The following is a 14,890-nucleotide window of genomic DNA, read 5'->3' as shown; positions in this document are numbered from 1 at the left end:
ATTCCCACAAGCACCACGGAGCGTTGCGATGAGCCCAGCTGAACCGGTCACAGGTTTGATTCTTTCCGGCGGCGGGGCTCGGGCGGCGTATCAGGTGGGGGTACTGGCGGCAATTGCCGAATTGCTGCCGCTGGGGGCGGACAATCCGTTTCCGGTGATCGTCGGCACATCGGCCGGTGCGATCAACGCGGTCAGCCTGGCCAGCGGTGCGACCGATTTTCGCGCGGCCATCGAGCGCCTGACGCTGTTCTGGCAAGGCTTTCGCAGCCATCGCGTGTTGCGCAGCGACTGGCCAGGAGTGATCCACCAGGCCAGTCGTTTTGTCACCCATAGTCTGTTGGGCATGGGCCGGCAAATGCCGGTGGCGCTGCTCAACAGTTCGCCGCTACGCCATCTGCTCAATGAAAAACTGCACATGCCCGGCATCGCCGAGTCCATCGCGCGCAAGCAATTGCACGCAGTGGCGGTCACGGCGTTCGGTTACGAGTCGGGGCAAGCCGTGACCTTCTATCAGGGCGGCGGGACCATCGACTCCTGGCTGCGTCATCGGCGCATCGGCGTACCGACACAGTTGTCGGTAGAGCACCTGCTGGCCAGTTCGGCGATCCCGTTGTTGTTCGCGCCGGTGAAGATCGGCGATGAGTATTTCGGCGATGGCGCGGTGCGGCAATCGGCGCCGATCAGTCCGGCGCTGCATCTGGGCGCGAGCCGGGTGCTGGTGGTGGGTGTCAGCGGCAACCCGCGCGGTTTCGATCCGGCGCAACCGCTGGAGCGCGCCTACACCGGGCAGCAACCGACGCTGGCACAGATCGGCGGGCATATGCTCAACAGCACCTTCATTGACAGCCTGGAAAGCGATATCGAGCTGCTTCAGCGTCTGAACCAGTTCAGCCGTCTGATGCCTGAAGGTACGCCGACCCGCGCGTTGGGTGTGGCGCCGGTGGACGTGCTGGTGATTTCACCCAGCCAGCCGATCGATGAAATTGCGGCGCGGCATCGCCAGGAATTGCCGGCGGCGTTACGTCTGTTTCTGCGTGGGCCGGGGGCGACCAAGACGAGCGGGGCAGGGGTGTTGAGTTACTTGCTGTTCGAGGCGGGGTATTGCAGCGAATTGATCGATCTGGGCAGGCGCGATGCCTTGGCCAAGCGCGATGAACTGTGCCGGTTTCTCGGGATTGGCGAGGCGCTGGTCCCGGCCTGAGATGTGTGGTGCAGCCATCGCTGGCAAGCCAGCTCCCACAGGTTTTCGGGTGTCCACAACCGCTGTGAACGACACAAAACCTGTGTGGGAGCGGGCGTGCTCGCGAAGGCGTCCTTTCAGACGCCACTGACACCAGGATCAGAAGTGGAACTTCACCAGGAAGCTCGTGGTGCTCTGATCGGTCTTGAAATACTGGCTGTCCTTGATCCCGTACTTGTCCGACCAATAGTCGTACTCGACACCCACATACAACTGCTTCTCGCCAATGCTCAGCGCTTTGCCCAGGTCGTATTTGATTTGTGGATTGAAGTGCAGGTTGGCGTGGTAATCGCCTTTGGAGTTGGAGTCGTTGTCGACCACCCAGTCCATGAAGCCGTCGATCAGGATGTTCGAGTCACCGACCGGAATCGTGTAGGACCAGACCGGGGTGATCTGCCAGACGTTGTCACCGGCGCGGGAACCTTCGGTGTGGCGCTGGTAGAAGTTCAGCTGGAAGTAGTCGAAGCCCGGGATTGCCAGGTCGAAGCCCGGACCGATCAGGTACGACTCGGTATCGCCTTCACCGAACTCGTAAGTCATGGCCAGCAGCACGTCGGTGACCGGACCGAAAGCCAGTTTCTGATCGAAGATCTTGCCGAACGACAGACGCGGGCTGATTTCGCCGTAGTAGGTGTTCGAACCCACACCGCCGTCATCCTTGCCGTTGTAGAAGATCTTGTCGACGAACACGAAGTTGTCGCCGTACTTCCAGGCATCGGCGTGCTCGAAGGTGACGGTCTGCTGAATGCGCGGGTTGACCTGGAAGTCCTTGCCATAGAGGTAGGTCAGGCTGTTGTTCTGCCATTGCAGCAGGCCGTCGGCCATGGCCTGACCCCCTGCCAGCAGCGATCCCGCAAGCATCAGGCTGGTGCACATACGTTTCATTCGGTTGCTCCCAAAGTAGGTGTTCCACGTTTGTTTTTTTGAGTCGGCGCTCTGGTGTGGCGCCTTTTTTCGTTGCTGCAAAAGTCATCCATACGGTCAGCTTTAGTGCTGTTAGCAAGAGCTGAGCCAAGGCTTTTCGAAAAGCAAAAAAACGCCCGTCGGCTGCTGAAAAACAGTCGATTGAGCGTGTTTTCGGGATGCCTCGGTACCGACCGCGGCCGGGATAAGTTGGCTTTTCGGTCAGAAATTAAATTCGGGCTTTTTTTTAGACCGAATTCAGGAGGCCGCGGAGAATACTGACTCAACGGCCAGGCCTCAAGTGCCCCGCAACAGAGCACCGACGACAGGTAGGGGGCACGGTTGCGGGCCATCTTAGAAGTGCACCTTCACCAGCAGGCTGGCAGTGTTCTGATTGGTGTCGAAACTGTGGGTGCTTTCGACGCCGTATTTGTTTTTCCAGTAGCTGTATTCGGTGCCGACGTACACCTGCTTTTCACCCCAGCCGAGGGCTTTGCCCAGGTCGTATTTGATCTGCGGGTTGATGTGCAGGTTGGCGTGATAGGTACCGCGTGAGTTCTGATCGTTGTCGACCACCCAGTCCAGATAGCCGTCGATCAGCAGGTCGGAATTGCCCAGGGGAATGCTGTAGGACCAGCCGGGGGTGATCTGCCAGACGCCGTCGCCGGGGCGCGGGCCTTCGGTCTGGCGGCGATAGAAATTCAGGGTGAAATAGTTGAAGCCCGGCACCTTGAGGTCGAAGCCGGGGCCGATCAGATAGGCCTCGCTGTCGCCTTCGCCGTATTCGTAGGTCATGGCCAGCAGCACGTCCCTGATCGGGCCGAACTCCAGTCTCTTGTCGAAGATCTTGCCGAACGACAGGCGCGGGCTGAATTCGCCGTAGAACGCGTGGGGCCCTTTGTTACGGTCTTCCTGGCCGTTGTAGAAGATCTTGTCGACGAACAGGAAGTTGTCGCCGTACTTCCACTTGTCGGCGTGCTCGAACGTTACCGTCTGCTGGATCGACGGGTTGATCGCGAAGTTCTTGCCGTACAGGTAGCTCAGGCTGTTGGTCTGCCACAGCAATAAATCGCCGGCCATGGCTTGCGATGCGGCCAGCAGGCCGCCGCTCAACAACACATTGGTTTGAGTCCGGATCATCTGTTGCTCCCTCTTGTTTTTATTGTTTGAGGCAAAGCTGTCGCGAGGGGGCAGGCTTGGGCGAGCCCCCTTTTTTTACTCTTCGGATCAGTGCGAGTGTGCGTGGCAGTCGTTGATCGCGGCGCGTTCGGCGCCGCCGAGGATGTTGAACAGCAGGTTCAGCGTCAGCGCGCTGAGGGTGGCCATGGCAATCCCGCTGTGGGTGATCGGGCTCATCCACAACGGCAGGTGGGCGAAGAATTCCGGACGCACCACCGGGATCAGGCCCATGCCGATGCTCACGGCTACCAGCAATTGGTTGCGACGGTCGCCGATGTCGGCCTCTTGCAGAATCTTGATGCCGGTGGCCGCGACCATGCCGAACATCGCAATCGCCGCGCCACCCAGCACCGCCGGTGGAATCGATGCCACCAGGAACGCCGCTTTCGGCAGCAGGCTCAGGACGATCAGCAAGCCGCCGGCAACGATGGTCACCGACCGGCAGCGCACGCCGGTCATCTGCACCAGGCCGATGTTCTGCGCGAAGGAGGAGTGGGTGAAGGTGTTGAAGAAACCGGCGAAGAACGACGCGCCGGCATCACACAGCAGGCCGCGACGCAGCATGCGCGGGCAGACTTCCTGGCCGGTGATCTTGCCCAGTGCGAGGAACATCCCGGTGGACTCGACGAAGATGATCACCACCACCAGACACATCGACAGGATCGGTGCCAGTTCGAACTTCGGCAGGCCGAAATGCAGCGGGGTGACGAACTGAACCCACGGCGCATTGGCCATGCCGCTCAGGTCGACCATGCCGATGGCGCCGCAGAGCACGTAGCCCAGGCACATGCCGATCAGCACGGAAATGTTGACCCAGAAACCACGCATGAAGCGGTGGATCAACAGAATGGTGGCCAGCACCAGTGCGGCGATGGCCAGGTAAATCGGTGAACCGAATTGAGTGGCGCCAGCGCCGCCACCGGCCCAGTTCACGGCCACGGGGAACAGCGACAAACCGATCGAGGTGATGACCGTGCCGGTCACCAGGGGAGGGAAGAAGCGCACGACCTTGGACATGAACGGCGCGATGATCATGCCGAAGAACCCGGCGGCGATGGTGGCGCCGAAGATTCCCTGCAGACCGATGCCGGGCATGCCGGCCATGGCGACCATGCTGCCGACGGCGGCGAAACTGGCGCCCATCATCACCGGCATGCGAATGCCCATCGGGCCTATCCCCAGGGACTGCACGATGGTGGCGATGCCGGCGACCAGCAGGTCGGCGTTGATCAGGAAGGCGATTTCTTCACGACTCAGGCCAGCGGCCTGTCCGATGATCAGCGGTACCGCGATGGCGCCGCCATACATCAGCAGAACATGTTGCAGACCGACCAGGATCAGTTGCAAAAGGGGCAAACGCTGAATGGCGGGTGCGTCGGGGATGCGCGCTTTGGACAGCTCGGACATGCAACACCTCGGATCTTTTTTATTCTTGTGATGAACAGCGGCCGGGTTGCTCACAGCTGTTCTTTTGCATCGGGTAAACCGCGTTGCGGCTAATCGCTGGCAAGCCAGCTCCCACACAGGCAGTGCAAAACCCTGTGGGAGCTGGCTTGCCAGCGATGCTTTTACTGCTTAGTTGGTCTGGGCTCCCTGGGCGATCCATGCACCGATCAGGTCACGTTCCTGCTGGGTCATCTGTGTGATGTTGCCCAGTGGCATGATCTGCGTGGTGATGGCTTGCGCCTGGATCCGTGCCGCGTTCTGGCGGATCTGCTCGGGGGTGTCGAACATCACACCGGCCGGTGCAGCGCTGAACAGCGGGCTGGTCGGTTTGGCCGAGTGGCAGACCGCGCAGCGTTCCTGGATCACGTTGTGCACCTTGTCGAACGCAGGGCCGGCGTTGGACGCCTGGGCCGGAGCGGCGGCCGGTGCAGCAGGGGCGGCTGGTTGTGCAGCTTCAGCCGGTTTTGCGCCACCACCCAAAGCCGTTTCCGGCAGCGGCTGGTACTCGATTTTCGCAGGCGCCTTGGCCACGTCCGGAGCGGTCGACATCGGCGCCGGGCCGGTGACGTACGCCAGACTGATCATGCCCACGGCTGCAACCGGCAGGGTCCAGGCAAACTTGTGGCTGTCGTGACGGGTGTTGAAGTAGTGACGCACCAACACCGCCAGCACCGCGATCCCGGCCAGGATCAGCCAGTTGTACTGGCTACCGTAAGTGCTCGGGAAGTGGTTGCTGATCATGATGAACAGCACCGGCAGGGTGAAGTAGTTGTTGTGACGCGAACGCAGCAGGCCTTTGGCCGGCAGCGCCGGATCCGGGGTGCGGTTCTCGGCGATCGCGGCAACCAGTGCGCGCTGCGCCGGCATGATGATGCGGAACACGTTGCCGACCATGATGGTGCCGATGATCGCGCCGACGTGCAGGTACGCACCACGACCGCTGAACACCTTGCTGAAGCCATACGCCGCGCCGATGATCAGCACGAACAGGATGAAGCCGAGCAGGGCCGGTTTCTTGCCGAGGGGCGAATCGCAGAGGAAGTCGTAGATGAACCAGCCGGCGATCAGCGAACCGATGCCGATGGCCACGCCTTCAGGGCCGGTCAGGCCGCTGCCGGGTGCCACGAGGTAGAGCACGGGGTTGGAGTAGAACACCACGCACAGCAGCGCGATCCCCGACATCCAGGTGAAGTAGGCTTCCCATTTGAACCAGTGCAGGTTCTCCGGCATCGACGGAGGGGCCAGTTTGTATTTTTCCAGGTGATAGATACCGCCGCCGTGGATCGCCCACAGATCACCGGCAAGACCGGTTTTCGGATTGACGCGGTTGAGGTTGTTCTCCAGCCAGACGAAGTAGAACGACGCGCCGATCCAGGCCACGCCAGTGATCATGTGAACCCAGCGCACGCTCAGGTTCAGCCATTCCAACAGATGTGCTTCCACAGTCTTTACCTCTCGCCTGTCACTCTTGTTGTCGAGTGATCAGACCTTCTCTTATTGGTGGGGGGCGAGGATCAAACGCTCATCCTCTTTGAAAAAATGCTCATCGCAGTTATTGCCTGTGCCACTGCGATCAACCACCAGGAAGTCATCCCGCTTTTCGATCGTCAGCACCGGGTGGTGCCAGACGCCGCGATGGTAATTGATGCCCTGCCTACCGTTAGTGACGAAGGCGCGGACCAAGCCTGATACAGGTACATCGCCAAGTGGCGCGACCACGATCAGAAAGGGGTTGCCGAGCAGCGGAATGAAAGCCTGGCTGCCCAGCGGATGGCGTTCCAGCATGCTGACGGTCAGCGGCATGTCCTGCGCGTCGGCGCGGAAGATGCTGATGATCGCGTTGTCCTCAGGCGTCGCGGTTTCGACCGTCGCCAGTTTGTGGAAGCGCATGGTCGAACCGTTGTTGATCATGAAGTGATCGCTGCCGTCGGTTTCGATCACGTCACCGAAAGGGGCGAAGGCTTCTTTGGTCAGCGGTTCAATCGTCAGTGTGCGCATGCTGTTCTTCTTAATCTCTTGAAAATTGATCGTTCCCACGCTCTGCGTGGGAACGCTGCCATGGACGCTCCGCGTCCACTGTGACGCGGAGCGTCACGGTATGCATTCCCACGCAGACGGTTCGACGCCTCGACGTGGGAACGATCGGGTGTTACTTCGCGACCTTGCCCAAAACGCGCAGGCGGCTCACACCACCATCCGGGAACACGTTCAGACGGATGTGGGTGATCGGGCCCAGTGCCTTGATCTGCTCGACGAAGGTGTGTTCGGCGTGCATTTCCAGCTTCTGGCTTGGCAGCAGTTCGCGCCAGAACAGCGACTGGGTTTCGATCTGGCTGTCGGTGCCGCCCTTGACGAACGCGCCCTGGATCGAGCAGGTGTCCGGGTAGTTGCCCTTGAAGTGCAGGGTGTCGACGATGATTTTTTCGATCTCGCCCGGGTGGCCCAGCGCGACGATCACCCAGTCATTGCCCGGTGTGCGACGACGTGCGGTTTCCCAGCCATCGCCCATGTTGATGCCACGACCCGGGTTGAGGATGTTGCTCATGCGGCCGAAGTGTTCGTCGGAGCAGGCGAGGGCGCGGCCACCGTTGAGGGCTGCGGCCAGGTCGACTTGCTCGTTGTCGCCAACAGCCGACCAGTCGCGGAACGGAATGCCGTACACGCGCAGACGGGCCACGCCGCCATCCGGGTAGATGTTGAAGCGCAGGTGGCTGAACGCCTTGTCGTTGCTGATTTCGTGGTAGTGGTGGCTGTTGCCCTGCAGCTCGACGGCCGACAGCACTTCAGTCCACTGGGTGTTTTCGTCCGGCTCGCCCGACGCCAGGAAGCAGGCTTCCAGCGAGGCCGATGGCGGGTAGTTGCCGGTGAAGAATGAAGTGTCGATGTCCACGCCTTTGATCGAACCCGGTACGCCCAGGCGGATCACCGCGCTGTCGTAGCCTTCGAAGCGCTTGCGGCGCGATTCCCAGCCGTCCATCCACTTGCCGTTGTCATCGAACACGCCCTCCTTCCACACGGCCGGGGTCGGCTGAAACAGACGATTGGCGTCTGCGAACCAGTCATCGGTGACCGAGATGATTTTGGTGCCCAGACGGGCATCGGCCAGGTTGACGAACTTCTCGAAAGGTACGGCGTAAGCTTTCATTCTTCTTGTCTGCCTTTAAATAAGTGGCTTGGGATGCTTGCAGGGCCCTGGGAAACACAAGCGTTCTAGAGGTTTCTCGGGCCAGGCTCGCTAGAGAGTCAGTAATCGGAACAGGGCGATCTTGTTGATCTCCGCCAGCGCGCATTTGAACTCGGTGTCGACCGGGTTGTGAATGCGCGTTTCGAACGCCGCGAGGATCTGATGCCGGTTGCTGCCTTTTACCGCCATGATGAAGGGAAACTTGAACTTGGCTTTGTAGGCGTCGTTCAGCTCGGTGAAGCGCTGGAACTCTTCGGCCGTGCATTGGTGAATACCGGCGCCAGCCTGTTCATGGGTGCTGGCTTCGGTCAACTCGCCCTGGACGGCAGCTTTGCCGGCCAGGTCCGGGTGAGCGTTGATCAGTGCCAGCTGACTGGCGTGATCGGCGCTCAACAGGATGTCGCTCATGCGCTGGTGCAGGGTTTCGATCTGGTCGATCGATGCGTCCTGGCCCAGGTCGAAGGCCTTCTCGGCCACCCATGGCGAATGTTCGTAGATGTCGGCGAAGGCGTTGACGAAGGCGTCGCGGCTCAGGGTCGACGGTTTCAGAGTTTGAAAGGTGCTCATTTGGCAGCCCCTTGGTACGGGTGGGTTTCGTGCCAGTGGCGCGCGATGTCGACGCGGCGGCTGAACCACACCTGTTCATGACTTTTAGCGTATTCGATAAAGCGCTTGAGCGACGCCAGACGCGCCGGACGGCCGATCAGACGGCAGTGCAGACCGATCGACAGCATCTTCGGCGCTTCGGCGCCTTCGGCATAAAGCACGTCGAACGCATCCTTGAGGTATTCGAAGAAATCGTCGCCCTTGTTGAAACCCTGGACCTGGGTGAAGCGCATGTCGTTGGTGTCCAGGGTGTACGGGATCACCAGGTGCGGCTTGCCGGTCGGGTTGTTCGGTTCCCAGTAGGGCAGGTCGTCGTCGTAGGTGTCGCAGTCGTAGAGGAAACCGCCTTCTTCCATCACCAGACGACGAGTGTTCGGGCCGGTGCGACCGGTGTACCAGCCCAGCGGGCGTTCGCCGGTGAGTTCGGTGAGGATGCGGATCGCTTCGAGCATGTGCTCGCGTTCCTGCGCCTCGTCCATGTACTGGTAATCGATCCAGCGGTAACCGTGGCTGCAGATCTCGTGACCGGCCTCGACCATCGCACGGATCACGTCCGGGTGACGCTGGGCGGCCATGGCCACGGCGAAGATGGTCAGCGGAATGTCGAATTCCTTGAACAGTTTCAGGATCCGCCAGACGCCGGCACGGCTGCCATACTCGTAAAGCGATTCCATGCTCATGTTGCGCGCGCCTTGCAGAGGCTGGGCCGCGACCATTTCCGAGAGGAAGGCTTCCGATTCTTTGTCGCCGTGCAGGATGTTGCGCTCGCCGCCTTCTTCGTAATTGAGTACGAACGACAGGGCGATCCGGGCATTGCCCGGCCAGTGTGGGTGAGGAGGGTTACTGCCGTAACCGATCAGGTCGCGTGGGTAGTCAGCGCTCACTGCAGTCTTCCTTCTTATTCGTTGACAGATTGTGTGGCGCCCTGAGGTTTGGATGGCAGGCTGGCGTCACAGCGATGGGCTGATTGTATACAACTTTATTCTCAATTTGTAAGCCTGAATTTTCGCATTTTTCACCGGCCGTCATCTTTTGCTGTTAATGGCGTGAACCTGCAAGAAACCTGCCTGACCAGTCAGCTAATGGATTGGGGGTTCAATGAATGCGAGGTCATGGGGCAAATCACCGGGAAATCGAAGGATGGCGGGGGTAGCAGCAAAAATGTCGTTTTTATTGTGTACAATTTTTTTGAAAAGTGTCTTAATCAATCGCTCGCCGCAGCTTTTCGTGCTCCGAAACGGTGCGGTCTCCTTTTCAACTGACTTCGGGAGGCGCGAAGTCTGACTGCTCCACGCAGGCAGGCGCGCAGAATCAATGGGACGTTTGACAACACACGTTTTGGACGCTGCACACGGTTGCCCGGGCAGCTCGATCAAGGTCGAGCTGTACCGCGTTGAAGGTTCGCACCTGGAATTGGTCGCCAGTGCGCTTACCAACAGCGATGGCCGGGTCGATGCGCCGCTGCTGCAAGGCGATGACTACCGTACCGGTGTCTATCAGGTTCAGTTCCACGCCGGCGATTACTACCGCGCCCGTGGCGTCCAGTTGCCGGAGCCGGCATTCCTGGACGTGGTGGTACTGCGGTTCGGCATTTCTGCCGAACAGGATCACTACCACGTACCGTTGCTGATCTCGCCCTACAGCTATTCCACCTATCGGGGCAGCTGACCCCCAAGCAGCTGCCCCCACCGGGAAGCGACTGCGCATATAGCTTCTTTGGTCTTTCGCCCGCTCACACTGCGGGCTTTTTTTATCCTCGGGTCTGTGAGGCATCAAAGCCTTGCGTAATCATCCCTGATGATGAAAAACGTATCCGGATAAGGGGCGAGCGTCTGCACGCCCCCTCTGAGCCAGACGACCTTGTTCGCCGGGTGAGCCGCTTCCACGGCTTGCGCGGCGTCCGGACCGACCTGATCGATCAGCCTGATATTCGCGGCATTCGGATCCTGATTAGCAGGCTGCTGAATCTGGCGTCCCCTGACGCGATGCAGGCTGAGGAAAAAGACGAAGTCATGCCCTGTCCGTGTGAACACAACGGCCGCAAAGCTTTGTGCAGGGCTCGGTTCGAAAACGCTGTAGCCGTTGCGCGTCAGAAGCCCCGCCGCAAAGCGTTTTATATCGACCGCCGACTGGCTCGGCATGAAGTATCTCCATTGCTCTGGAAACCGGGCCGGATCGAAGTCCAGGCGACGCAGACCGGCTTTCACGTTGGCAACGGGCAGCTCGACCTTCTGGTTGCCTTCCGTTATGGATCGCGGCAGTGAATCAAGCATCAACAACGGATCGACCAACTCCGGACGCGGGTTGACGGTGCCGGTTTTCCAGTCATTGAACGCTTGACGCAACAGCGTCAGACCGCTGCCTGTTGCCAGCTCGGAGCCATTGGCGAGTGTGAATTGCCGTTTGGCGACATTGTGCAGGGTGACGTCCGACAACTCGGGGAAATAGGTGGCGACGGTTTCTTTCATCGGCCGCTGAAATGGCAGGCTCGGATCGACTTCCCAATGCAGGGCAGGCGGAACACGAATGGCGCCGCGAGGTTGCTGCAGGAAGTCGGTGCGCAGTGTCCGATCCAGCGTGGCGTAGTCGTACATCAGGTGATACGGATGCTTGATGTAAACAATTGGATCGTTGTGTGCGGGGCCGCGGGGCAGGGTCCGGTATCGGGATCCGTTGATATTGATGTCGTCAGGTGAGCCCGGTTGGCCGATGACGCCCCAGGTCTTCCAGGGATCGATCAGCGCATCCAGCTCTGCGTCGGCAATCGCGCGGTTCGCGCTGGAGGGGTCAGTAGGTTGCTGTTCATCACCCGCAATACGAGGACGTTTGGGCGGTGTAGCGTGCGCTTCGTCAGCGGGTGCGGGAACGCGGGTGATAAAAAGTTGCGAAGCGTCGATGGTCGATGAACCGTTCGAGGCCACCGTGCGCCATTGCAGGGTGCCTGCCACCTGCTCGAGTCGGGGGCCGGAAGCCCAGAGTTCGTTCGACATTCGGGCTCTGATATTGCTTTGTAAATCCGCGCCGAGCAAAACCGTTCCGCCGTCGATCAGGTCGACGTAGGTATACGGCCCGGCCTTGCGAAATCCTGTCAGCGAGTCGGGCTGGGGTAATCTGTCCACCAGGCGCGGTGGAAGAAAGTAACCGGCAATCGGGCGATCGTTTGTGACGCGAGCGATAGGGGTGCCGAGGGGCAGATCGGCGATCTGAAAGTGCGCAGGCGAGGAGGCGGACGGCAGATTGCCGGCTCCGGTGAGCGGATCGGTCGTCTGATCGAGGTGCGGCTGTTCGATGTGAGCCGCTTGCCTGACGGTGATTTCAGGCGACGTATCGCGGGCCCTCGGGATGCCTTGATCTGAAGTGGGCGGGGTTCTGGGGCGGATCGGTTTCTTCGGGCTCATGGATTGTTGTGCTCACGGGGTCCAGATGACGGGAGCGTTCAATGATCCTCAGGCCTGCACGTTGCCGTGCGGTACATATGTCTATCCGGTGACGCAGTTGATGCCGGACGTTTCCAGGTGAACAACTACCGCCACTTCACCCGGAAATGGCGGTCAGTCTGATCGCGGATCAGTGGCTGCTCAGCAGTGAAGCTGCACCAGCCCCCCCGAAGAGTCCGGCGCTGATGCGGTTGAACCAGCTCTGCCCCTTGCCGCTGCGCAGATAACGCGCCGCGCCATGGGCTCCGAGGCCGTAGGTCAACTTGCACAACAGGTCGAGTAGCGTCCAGGTGGCGATCATCACCAGCAGCTGCGGCAGGAACGGTTGTTCAGCGCTGAGGAACTGCGGCAGAAACGCGGCGAAAAACAAAATGTCTTTCGGATTGCTCGCGCCCAGCACGAAGGCCCGGCTGAACAATGCGCGGAACTTCGGAACCGGTGCAGCCTGAGGCACTTCGGCACCCACCGACGGCTGGCGCGATTGTTGCCAGCTCTGCCAGGCGAGGTAGAACAGGTAGATCGCACCGATGATTTTCAGGGCACTGAACAGTTTCTCGGACGCCAGCAACAGGGCGCCCAACCCCAGCGCCGAGGCGCTGAGCAGGCAGATCGAGGCGAACACGCCGCCAAGAAACGCCGGGTACGAACGACGCAGACCGTAGTTCAGACTGTTGCTGATCATCAGCAACGATAGCGGCCCCGGAATCAGGATCACCACCAGCGCAGCGCCACTGAACAGCAGCCAGGTTTCCAGACTCATCACTTGCTCCTTTTTATCGTTATCAAGAATGTGCAAAAGCCCCACCCGATGGGGTGAGGCTGTTTTGAAGCGTGAACCGCGCAGCGCTTACAGGAAGATGAACTTGGCGATAAAGATCGCGCAGAGCACCCACAGGCTGACGGAAATCTCTTTGTATTTACCGGTGCCGGCCTTCAGCGCGACATAGGTAATGAAGCCCAGCGCGATACCGTCGGCGACCGAGAAGGTCAGCGGCATCATGATCGCGGTGACGATCGCCGGAATGCTGTCGGTCGCTTCGTCCCATTCGATGTGTGCCATGCCGCCCATCATCAGCATCGCTACGTAAATCAGCGCGCCAGCGGTGGCATAGGCGGGAATCATGCCGGCCAGCGGTGCAAAGAACATCGCGGCTATAAATAGCACACCCACGGTGACTGCGGTAAGACCAGTCCGACCACCAGCGGCTACGCCAGCGGCACTTTCCACGTAGCTGGTGACGGGCGGAACGCCGACGACCGCGCCGAATACGCTGGAGGCGCTGTCTGCTTTCATGGCGCGGGACAGGTTTTCGATACGGCCGTCAGGGTTCACCAGATTGGCGCGCTGTGCGACGCCCATCAAGGTGCCGGCGGTGTCGAACATGTGTACGAACAGGAAAGCCAGTACCACGCTGATCATGCTGACGTTGAACACGCCGGCGACATTCATGGCCATGAAGGTCGGCGCCAGGCTCGGCGGGGTGGACATTATCCCTTCATAGTGCACGATGCCCAGGCCCCAGCCTGCCAGGGTCACGGTGATGATGCTGATGAGGATTGCGCCGAACACTTTGTGATAACTGAGGATCGCGATCATCAGGAAGCAGATGGCTGCAAGCAGCGGGCCGGGTTCACGCAGCGAGCCGAGCTTGATCAGGGTGGCCGGGCTATCGACGACGATGCCGGCGGTTTTCAGGCCGATCAGCCCGAGGAACAGGCCCACGCCGGCGCCCATCGCATAGCGCAGGCTGACCGGAATGCTGTTGAGCAGCCATTCGCGAATCCGCGAAAAGGTCAGGATCATGAACAGCACGCCCGAGACGAACACCGCACCGAGGGCCGTTTCCCAGTTGTAGCCCATAGTGCCGACGACGGTGTAGGTGAAGAACGCGTTGAGGCCCATGCCCGGCGCCAGGCCCACCGGCCAGTTGGCGTAGAGGCCCATCAGCAGGCAGCCCAGCGCGGCGGCGATACAGGTGGCGACGAAGGCTGCACCGTGATCGATCCCGGCATCGGCCATGATGTTCGGGTTGACGAAAATGATGTAGGCCATGGTGATGAAGGTTGTCAGACCGGCAATCAGCTCGGTCTTCACCGTGGTGCCATGCAAGCTGAGTTTGAAGATGCGCTCAAGCAGGCCCGTGCGTAAGGGCGGCGAGAGTTCCAGCGTCGATGCTTCGGATTTGCGGCTTTCCACAGCGAGTACTCCTCAAGAGTTTTATTGTTATTTCCAGGACCGGACCCATGAGGGGGTGGCAGCGGTCCTTTGAGGCATACGCGAATTTGTTGACCATGCGGTCAGGAACTCGCACGCTGTGGATTATGCTTTTGTGTACAAATAAAGCAAATATTGTTTTTGGTTTTGTAGACGAAAAGACAGGTGATCGAGCTATATCACTCGTTCGGGCGATTGGTTCCCAACGCCAGATTCACCGCCAGCCAGCCGTCGACCGCCGTTTCGCCGGCTTCGGCAAAGACGCGTTCAAGCAATTTCACCTGTTCCCGGCGCAGCGCCTGTTCAAATTTTGCGCCTTCAACGGTCAGCTCCAGCAGGCGTTTACGCTTGTCGGTCTCGGACGCCACGCTGTCCACCAAGTGCATTTCCTGCAATTGCCGCAACGGCATGTTCAGCGCCTGCTTGCTGACGCCGAGCAGCGCGAGCAACTCCTTGACGCTCAGGTTCGGATAGCGAGCTATGAAAAACACAATGCGTTGATGCACGCGGGACAGGCCACGACGCTCGAGCATTTCGTCGGCCTTGGCGGTGAACGCCTGATAACCGAAGAAGAAGGCTTCCATGGCCTGTTGTTGGCTGGCGCAGTTTTTAAGGTCAAGCATGTTGACGTTTCCGGTTGAGGTGTCGTAATTTCAGTCAACAAGTTTGACTCATTTTTC

Annotated in this window: 14 protein-coding genes; 2 read left to right on the top strand and 12 right to left on the bottom strand. The window is 60.0% G+C overall.

Annotated features, from left to right (window positions below; genetic code table 11):
- The first annotated feature begins 28 nt into the window (after positions 1–28).
- On the top strand, positions 29–1,201 hold the full coding sequence (locus tag AWU82_RS05250) for a patatin-like phospholipase family protein (protein WP_064378706.1): 1,173 nt from the start codon (positions 29–31) through the stop codon (positions 1,199–1,201).
- 138 nt (positions 1,202–1,339) lie between these two features.
- On the opposite strand, the gene AWU82_RS05245 is transcribed toward AWU82_RS05250, so the two are convergent.
- The 8 genes from AWU82_RS05245 to puuE all read right to left on the bottom strand — a co-directional run bounded on the left by AWU82_RS05245 (position 1,340) and on the right by puuE (position 9,442).
- Positions 1,340–2,125: an outer membrane protein OmpK gene (locus AWU82_RS05245; RefSeq protein WP_064378707.1), complete on the bottom strand. Its 786-nt coding sequence runs from the start codon at positions 2,123–2,125 to the stop codon at positions 1,340–1,342.
- Positions 2,126–2,497: 372 nt separating this feature from the next.
- A complete protein-coding gene (locus AWU82_RS05240; RefSeq protein ID WP_064378708.1) occupies positions 2,498–3,283 on the bottom strand; it encodes an outer membrane protein OmpK in 786 nt (261 codons plus the stop codon).
- Between the two features lie 87 nt (positions 3,284–3,370).
- Positions 3,371–4,729 (bottom strand): nucleobase:cation symporter-2 family protein, encoded by a 1,359-nt coding sequence (locus tag AWU82_RS05235; protein WP_064378709.1) that lies wholly within the window; start codon positions 4,727–4,729, stop codon positions 3,371–3,373.
- Between the two features lie 168 nt (positions 4,730–4,897).
- Entirely contained in the window at positions 4,898–6,211 is a 1,314-nt protein-coding gene (locus AWU82_RS05230) for a urate hydroxylase PuuD (RefSeq protein ID WP_064378710.1), read from the bottom strand.
- A 51-nt stretch (positions 6,212–6,262) separates the two neighbouring features.
- Positions 6,263–6,766: an ureidoglycolate lyase gene (locus tag AWU82_RS05225; RefSeq protein WP_027613342.1), complete on the bottom strand. Its 504-nt coding sequence runs from the start codon at positions 6,764–6,766 to the stop codon at positions 6,263–6,265.
- A gap of 151 nt (positions 6,767–6,917) precedes the next feature.
- The gene (gene alc, locus AWU82_RS05220) at positions 6,918–7,913 is read right to left on the bottom strand and encodes an allantoicase (RefSeq protein WP_047598963.1); all 996 of its coding nucleotides are present in this window, start codon (positions 7,911–7,913) and stop codon (positions 6,918–6,920) included.
- 90 nt (positions 7,914–8,003) lie between these two features.
- Positions 8,004–8,519, bottom strand: coding sequence for a 2-oxo-4-hydroxy-4-carboxy-5-ureidoimidazoline decarboxylase (gene uraD, locus AWU82_RS05215; RefSeq protein ID WP_064378711.1), 516 nt, complete (start codon positions 8,517–8,519; stop codon positions 8,004–8,006).
- Positions 8,516–9,442: an allantoinase PuuE gene (gene puuE / locus AWU82_RS05210; protein WP_039769896.1), complete on the bottom strand. Its 927-nt coding sequence runs from the start codon at positions 9,440–9,442 to the stop codon at positions 8,516–8,518. Before puuE ends, uraD begins: the two co-directional genes overlap by 4 nt.
- 430 nt (positions 9,443–9,872) lie before the next feature.
- On the opposite strand from puuE, the gene uraH reads away from it, so the two are divergent.
- The gene (uraH, locus tag AWU82_RS05205; RefSeq protein WP_011333195.1) at positions 9,873–10,226 is read left to right on the top strand and encodes a hydroxyisourate hydrolase; all 354 of its coding nucleotides are present in this window, start codon (positions 9,873–9,875) and stop codon (positions 10,224–10,226) included.
- A gap of 104 nt (positions 10,227–10,330) precedes the next feature.
- Here the strand turns inward: uraH and AWU82_RS05200 are convergent, their stop codons facing one another.
- The 4 genes from AWU82_RS05200 to AWU82_RS05185 all read right to left on the bottom strand — a co-directional run bounded on the left by AWU82_RS05200 (position 10,331) and on the right by AWU82_RS05185 (position 14,833).
- On the bottom strand, positions 10,331–11,956 hold the full coding sequence (locus AWU82_RS05200) for a hypothetical protein (RefSeq protein ID WP_064378712.1): 1,626 nt from the start codon (positions 11,954–11,956) through the stop codon (positions 10,331–10,333).
- Between the two features lie 169 nt (positions 11,957–12,125).
- Positions 12,126–12,755: a LysE family translocator gene (locus tag AWU82_RS05195; protein WP_064378713.1), complete on the bottom strand. Its 630-nt coding sequence runs from the start codon at positions 12,753–12,755 to the stop codon at positions 12,126–12,128.
- 87 nt (positions 12,756–12,842) lie between these two features.
- A complete protein-coding gene (locus AWU82_RS05190; protein WP_011333198.1) occupies positions 12,843–14,192 on the bottom strand; it encodes an NCS2 family permease in 1,350 nt (449 codons plus the stop codon).
- Between the two features lie 197 nt (positions 14,193–14,389).
- A complete protein-coding gene (locus AWU82_RS05185) occupies positions 14,390–14,833 on the bottom strand; it encodes a MarR family winged helix-turn-helix transcriptional regulator (RefSeq protein ID WP_064378714.1) in 444 nt (147 codons plus the stop codon).
- Between the last annotated feature and the right edge of the window lie 57 nt (positions 14,834–14,890).

The sequence above is a fragment of the Pseudomonas glycinae genome (assembly GCF_001594225.2).
GTDB lineage: Bacteria > Pseudomonadota > Gammaproteobacteria > Pseudomonadales > Pseudomonadaceae > Aquipseudomonas > Aquipseudomonas glycinae.
This window is presented reverse-complemented; position numbering and strand designations above follow the sequence as displayed.

Excerpts from the sequence above, each read along its gene's own strand:
- AWU82_RS05240 (WP_064378708.1), bottom strand. The coding sequence starts at position 3,283 with ATGATCCGGACTCAAACCAATGTGTTGTTGAGCGGCGGCCTGCTGGCC.
- AWU82_RS05235 (WP_064378709.1), bottom strand. The coding sequence starts at position 4,729 with ATGTCCGAGCTGTCCAAAGCGCGCATCCCCGACGCACCCGCCATTCAG.
- AWU82_RS05200 (WP_064378712.1), bottom strand. The coding sequence starts at position 11,956 with ATGAGCCCGAAGAAACCGATCCGCCCCAGAACCCCGCCCACTTCAGAT.
- alc (WP_047598963.1), bottom strand. The coding sequence starts at position 7,913 with ATGAAAGCTTACGCCGTACCTTTCGAGAAGTTCGTCAACCTGGCCGAT.
- AWU82_RS05195 (WP_064378713.1), bottom strand. The coding sequence starts at position 12,755 with ATGAGTCTGGAAACCTGGCTGCTGTTCAGTGGCGCTGCGCTGGTGGTG.
- uraD (WP_064378711.1), bottom strand. The coding sequence starts at position 8,519 with ATGAGCACCTTTCAAACTCTGAAACCGTCGACCCTGAGCCGCGACGCC.
- AWU82_RS05185 (WP_064378714.1), bottom strand. The coding sequence starts at position 14,833 with ATGCTTGACCTTAAAAACTGCGCCAGCCAACAACAGGCCATGGAAGCC.
- AWU82_RS05245 (WP_064378707.1), bottom strand. The coding sequence starts at position 2,125 with ATGAAACGTATGTGCACCAGCCTGATGCTTGCGGGATCGCTGCTGGCA.
- uraH (WP_011333195.1), top strand. The coding sequence starts at position 9,873 with ATGGGACGTTTGACAACACACGTTTTGGACGCTGCACACGGTTGCCCG.
- AWU82_RS05250 (WP_064378706.1), top strand. The coding sequence starts at position 29 with ATGAGCCCAGCTGAACCGGTCACAGGTTTGATTCTTTCCGGCGGCGGG.
- AWU82_RS05225 (WP_027613342.1), bottom strand. The coding sequence starts at position 6,766 with ATGCGCACACTGACGATTGAACCGCTGACCAAAGAAGCCTTCGCCCCT.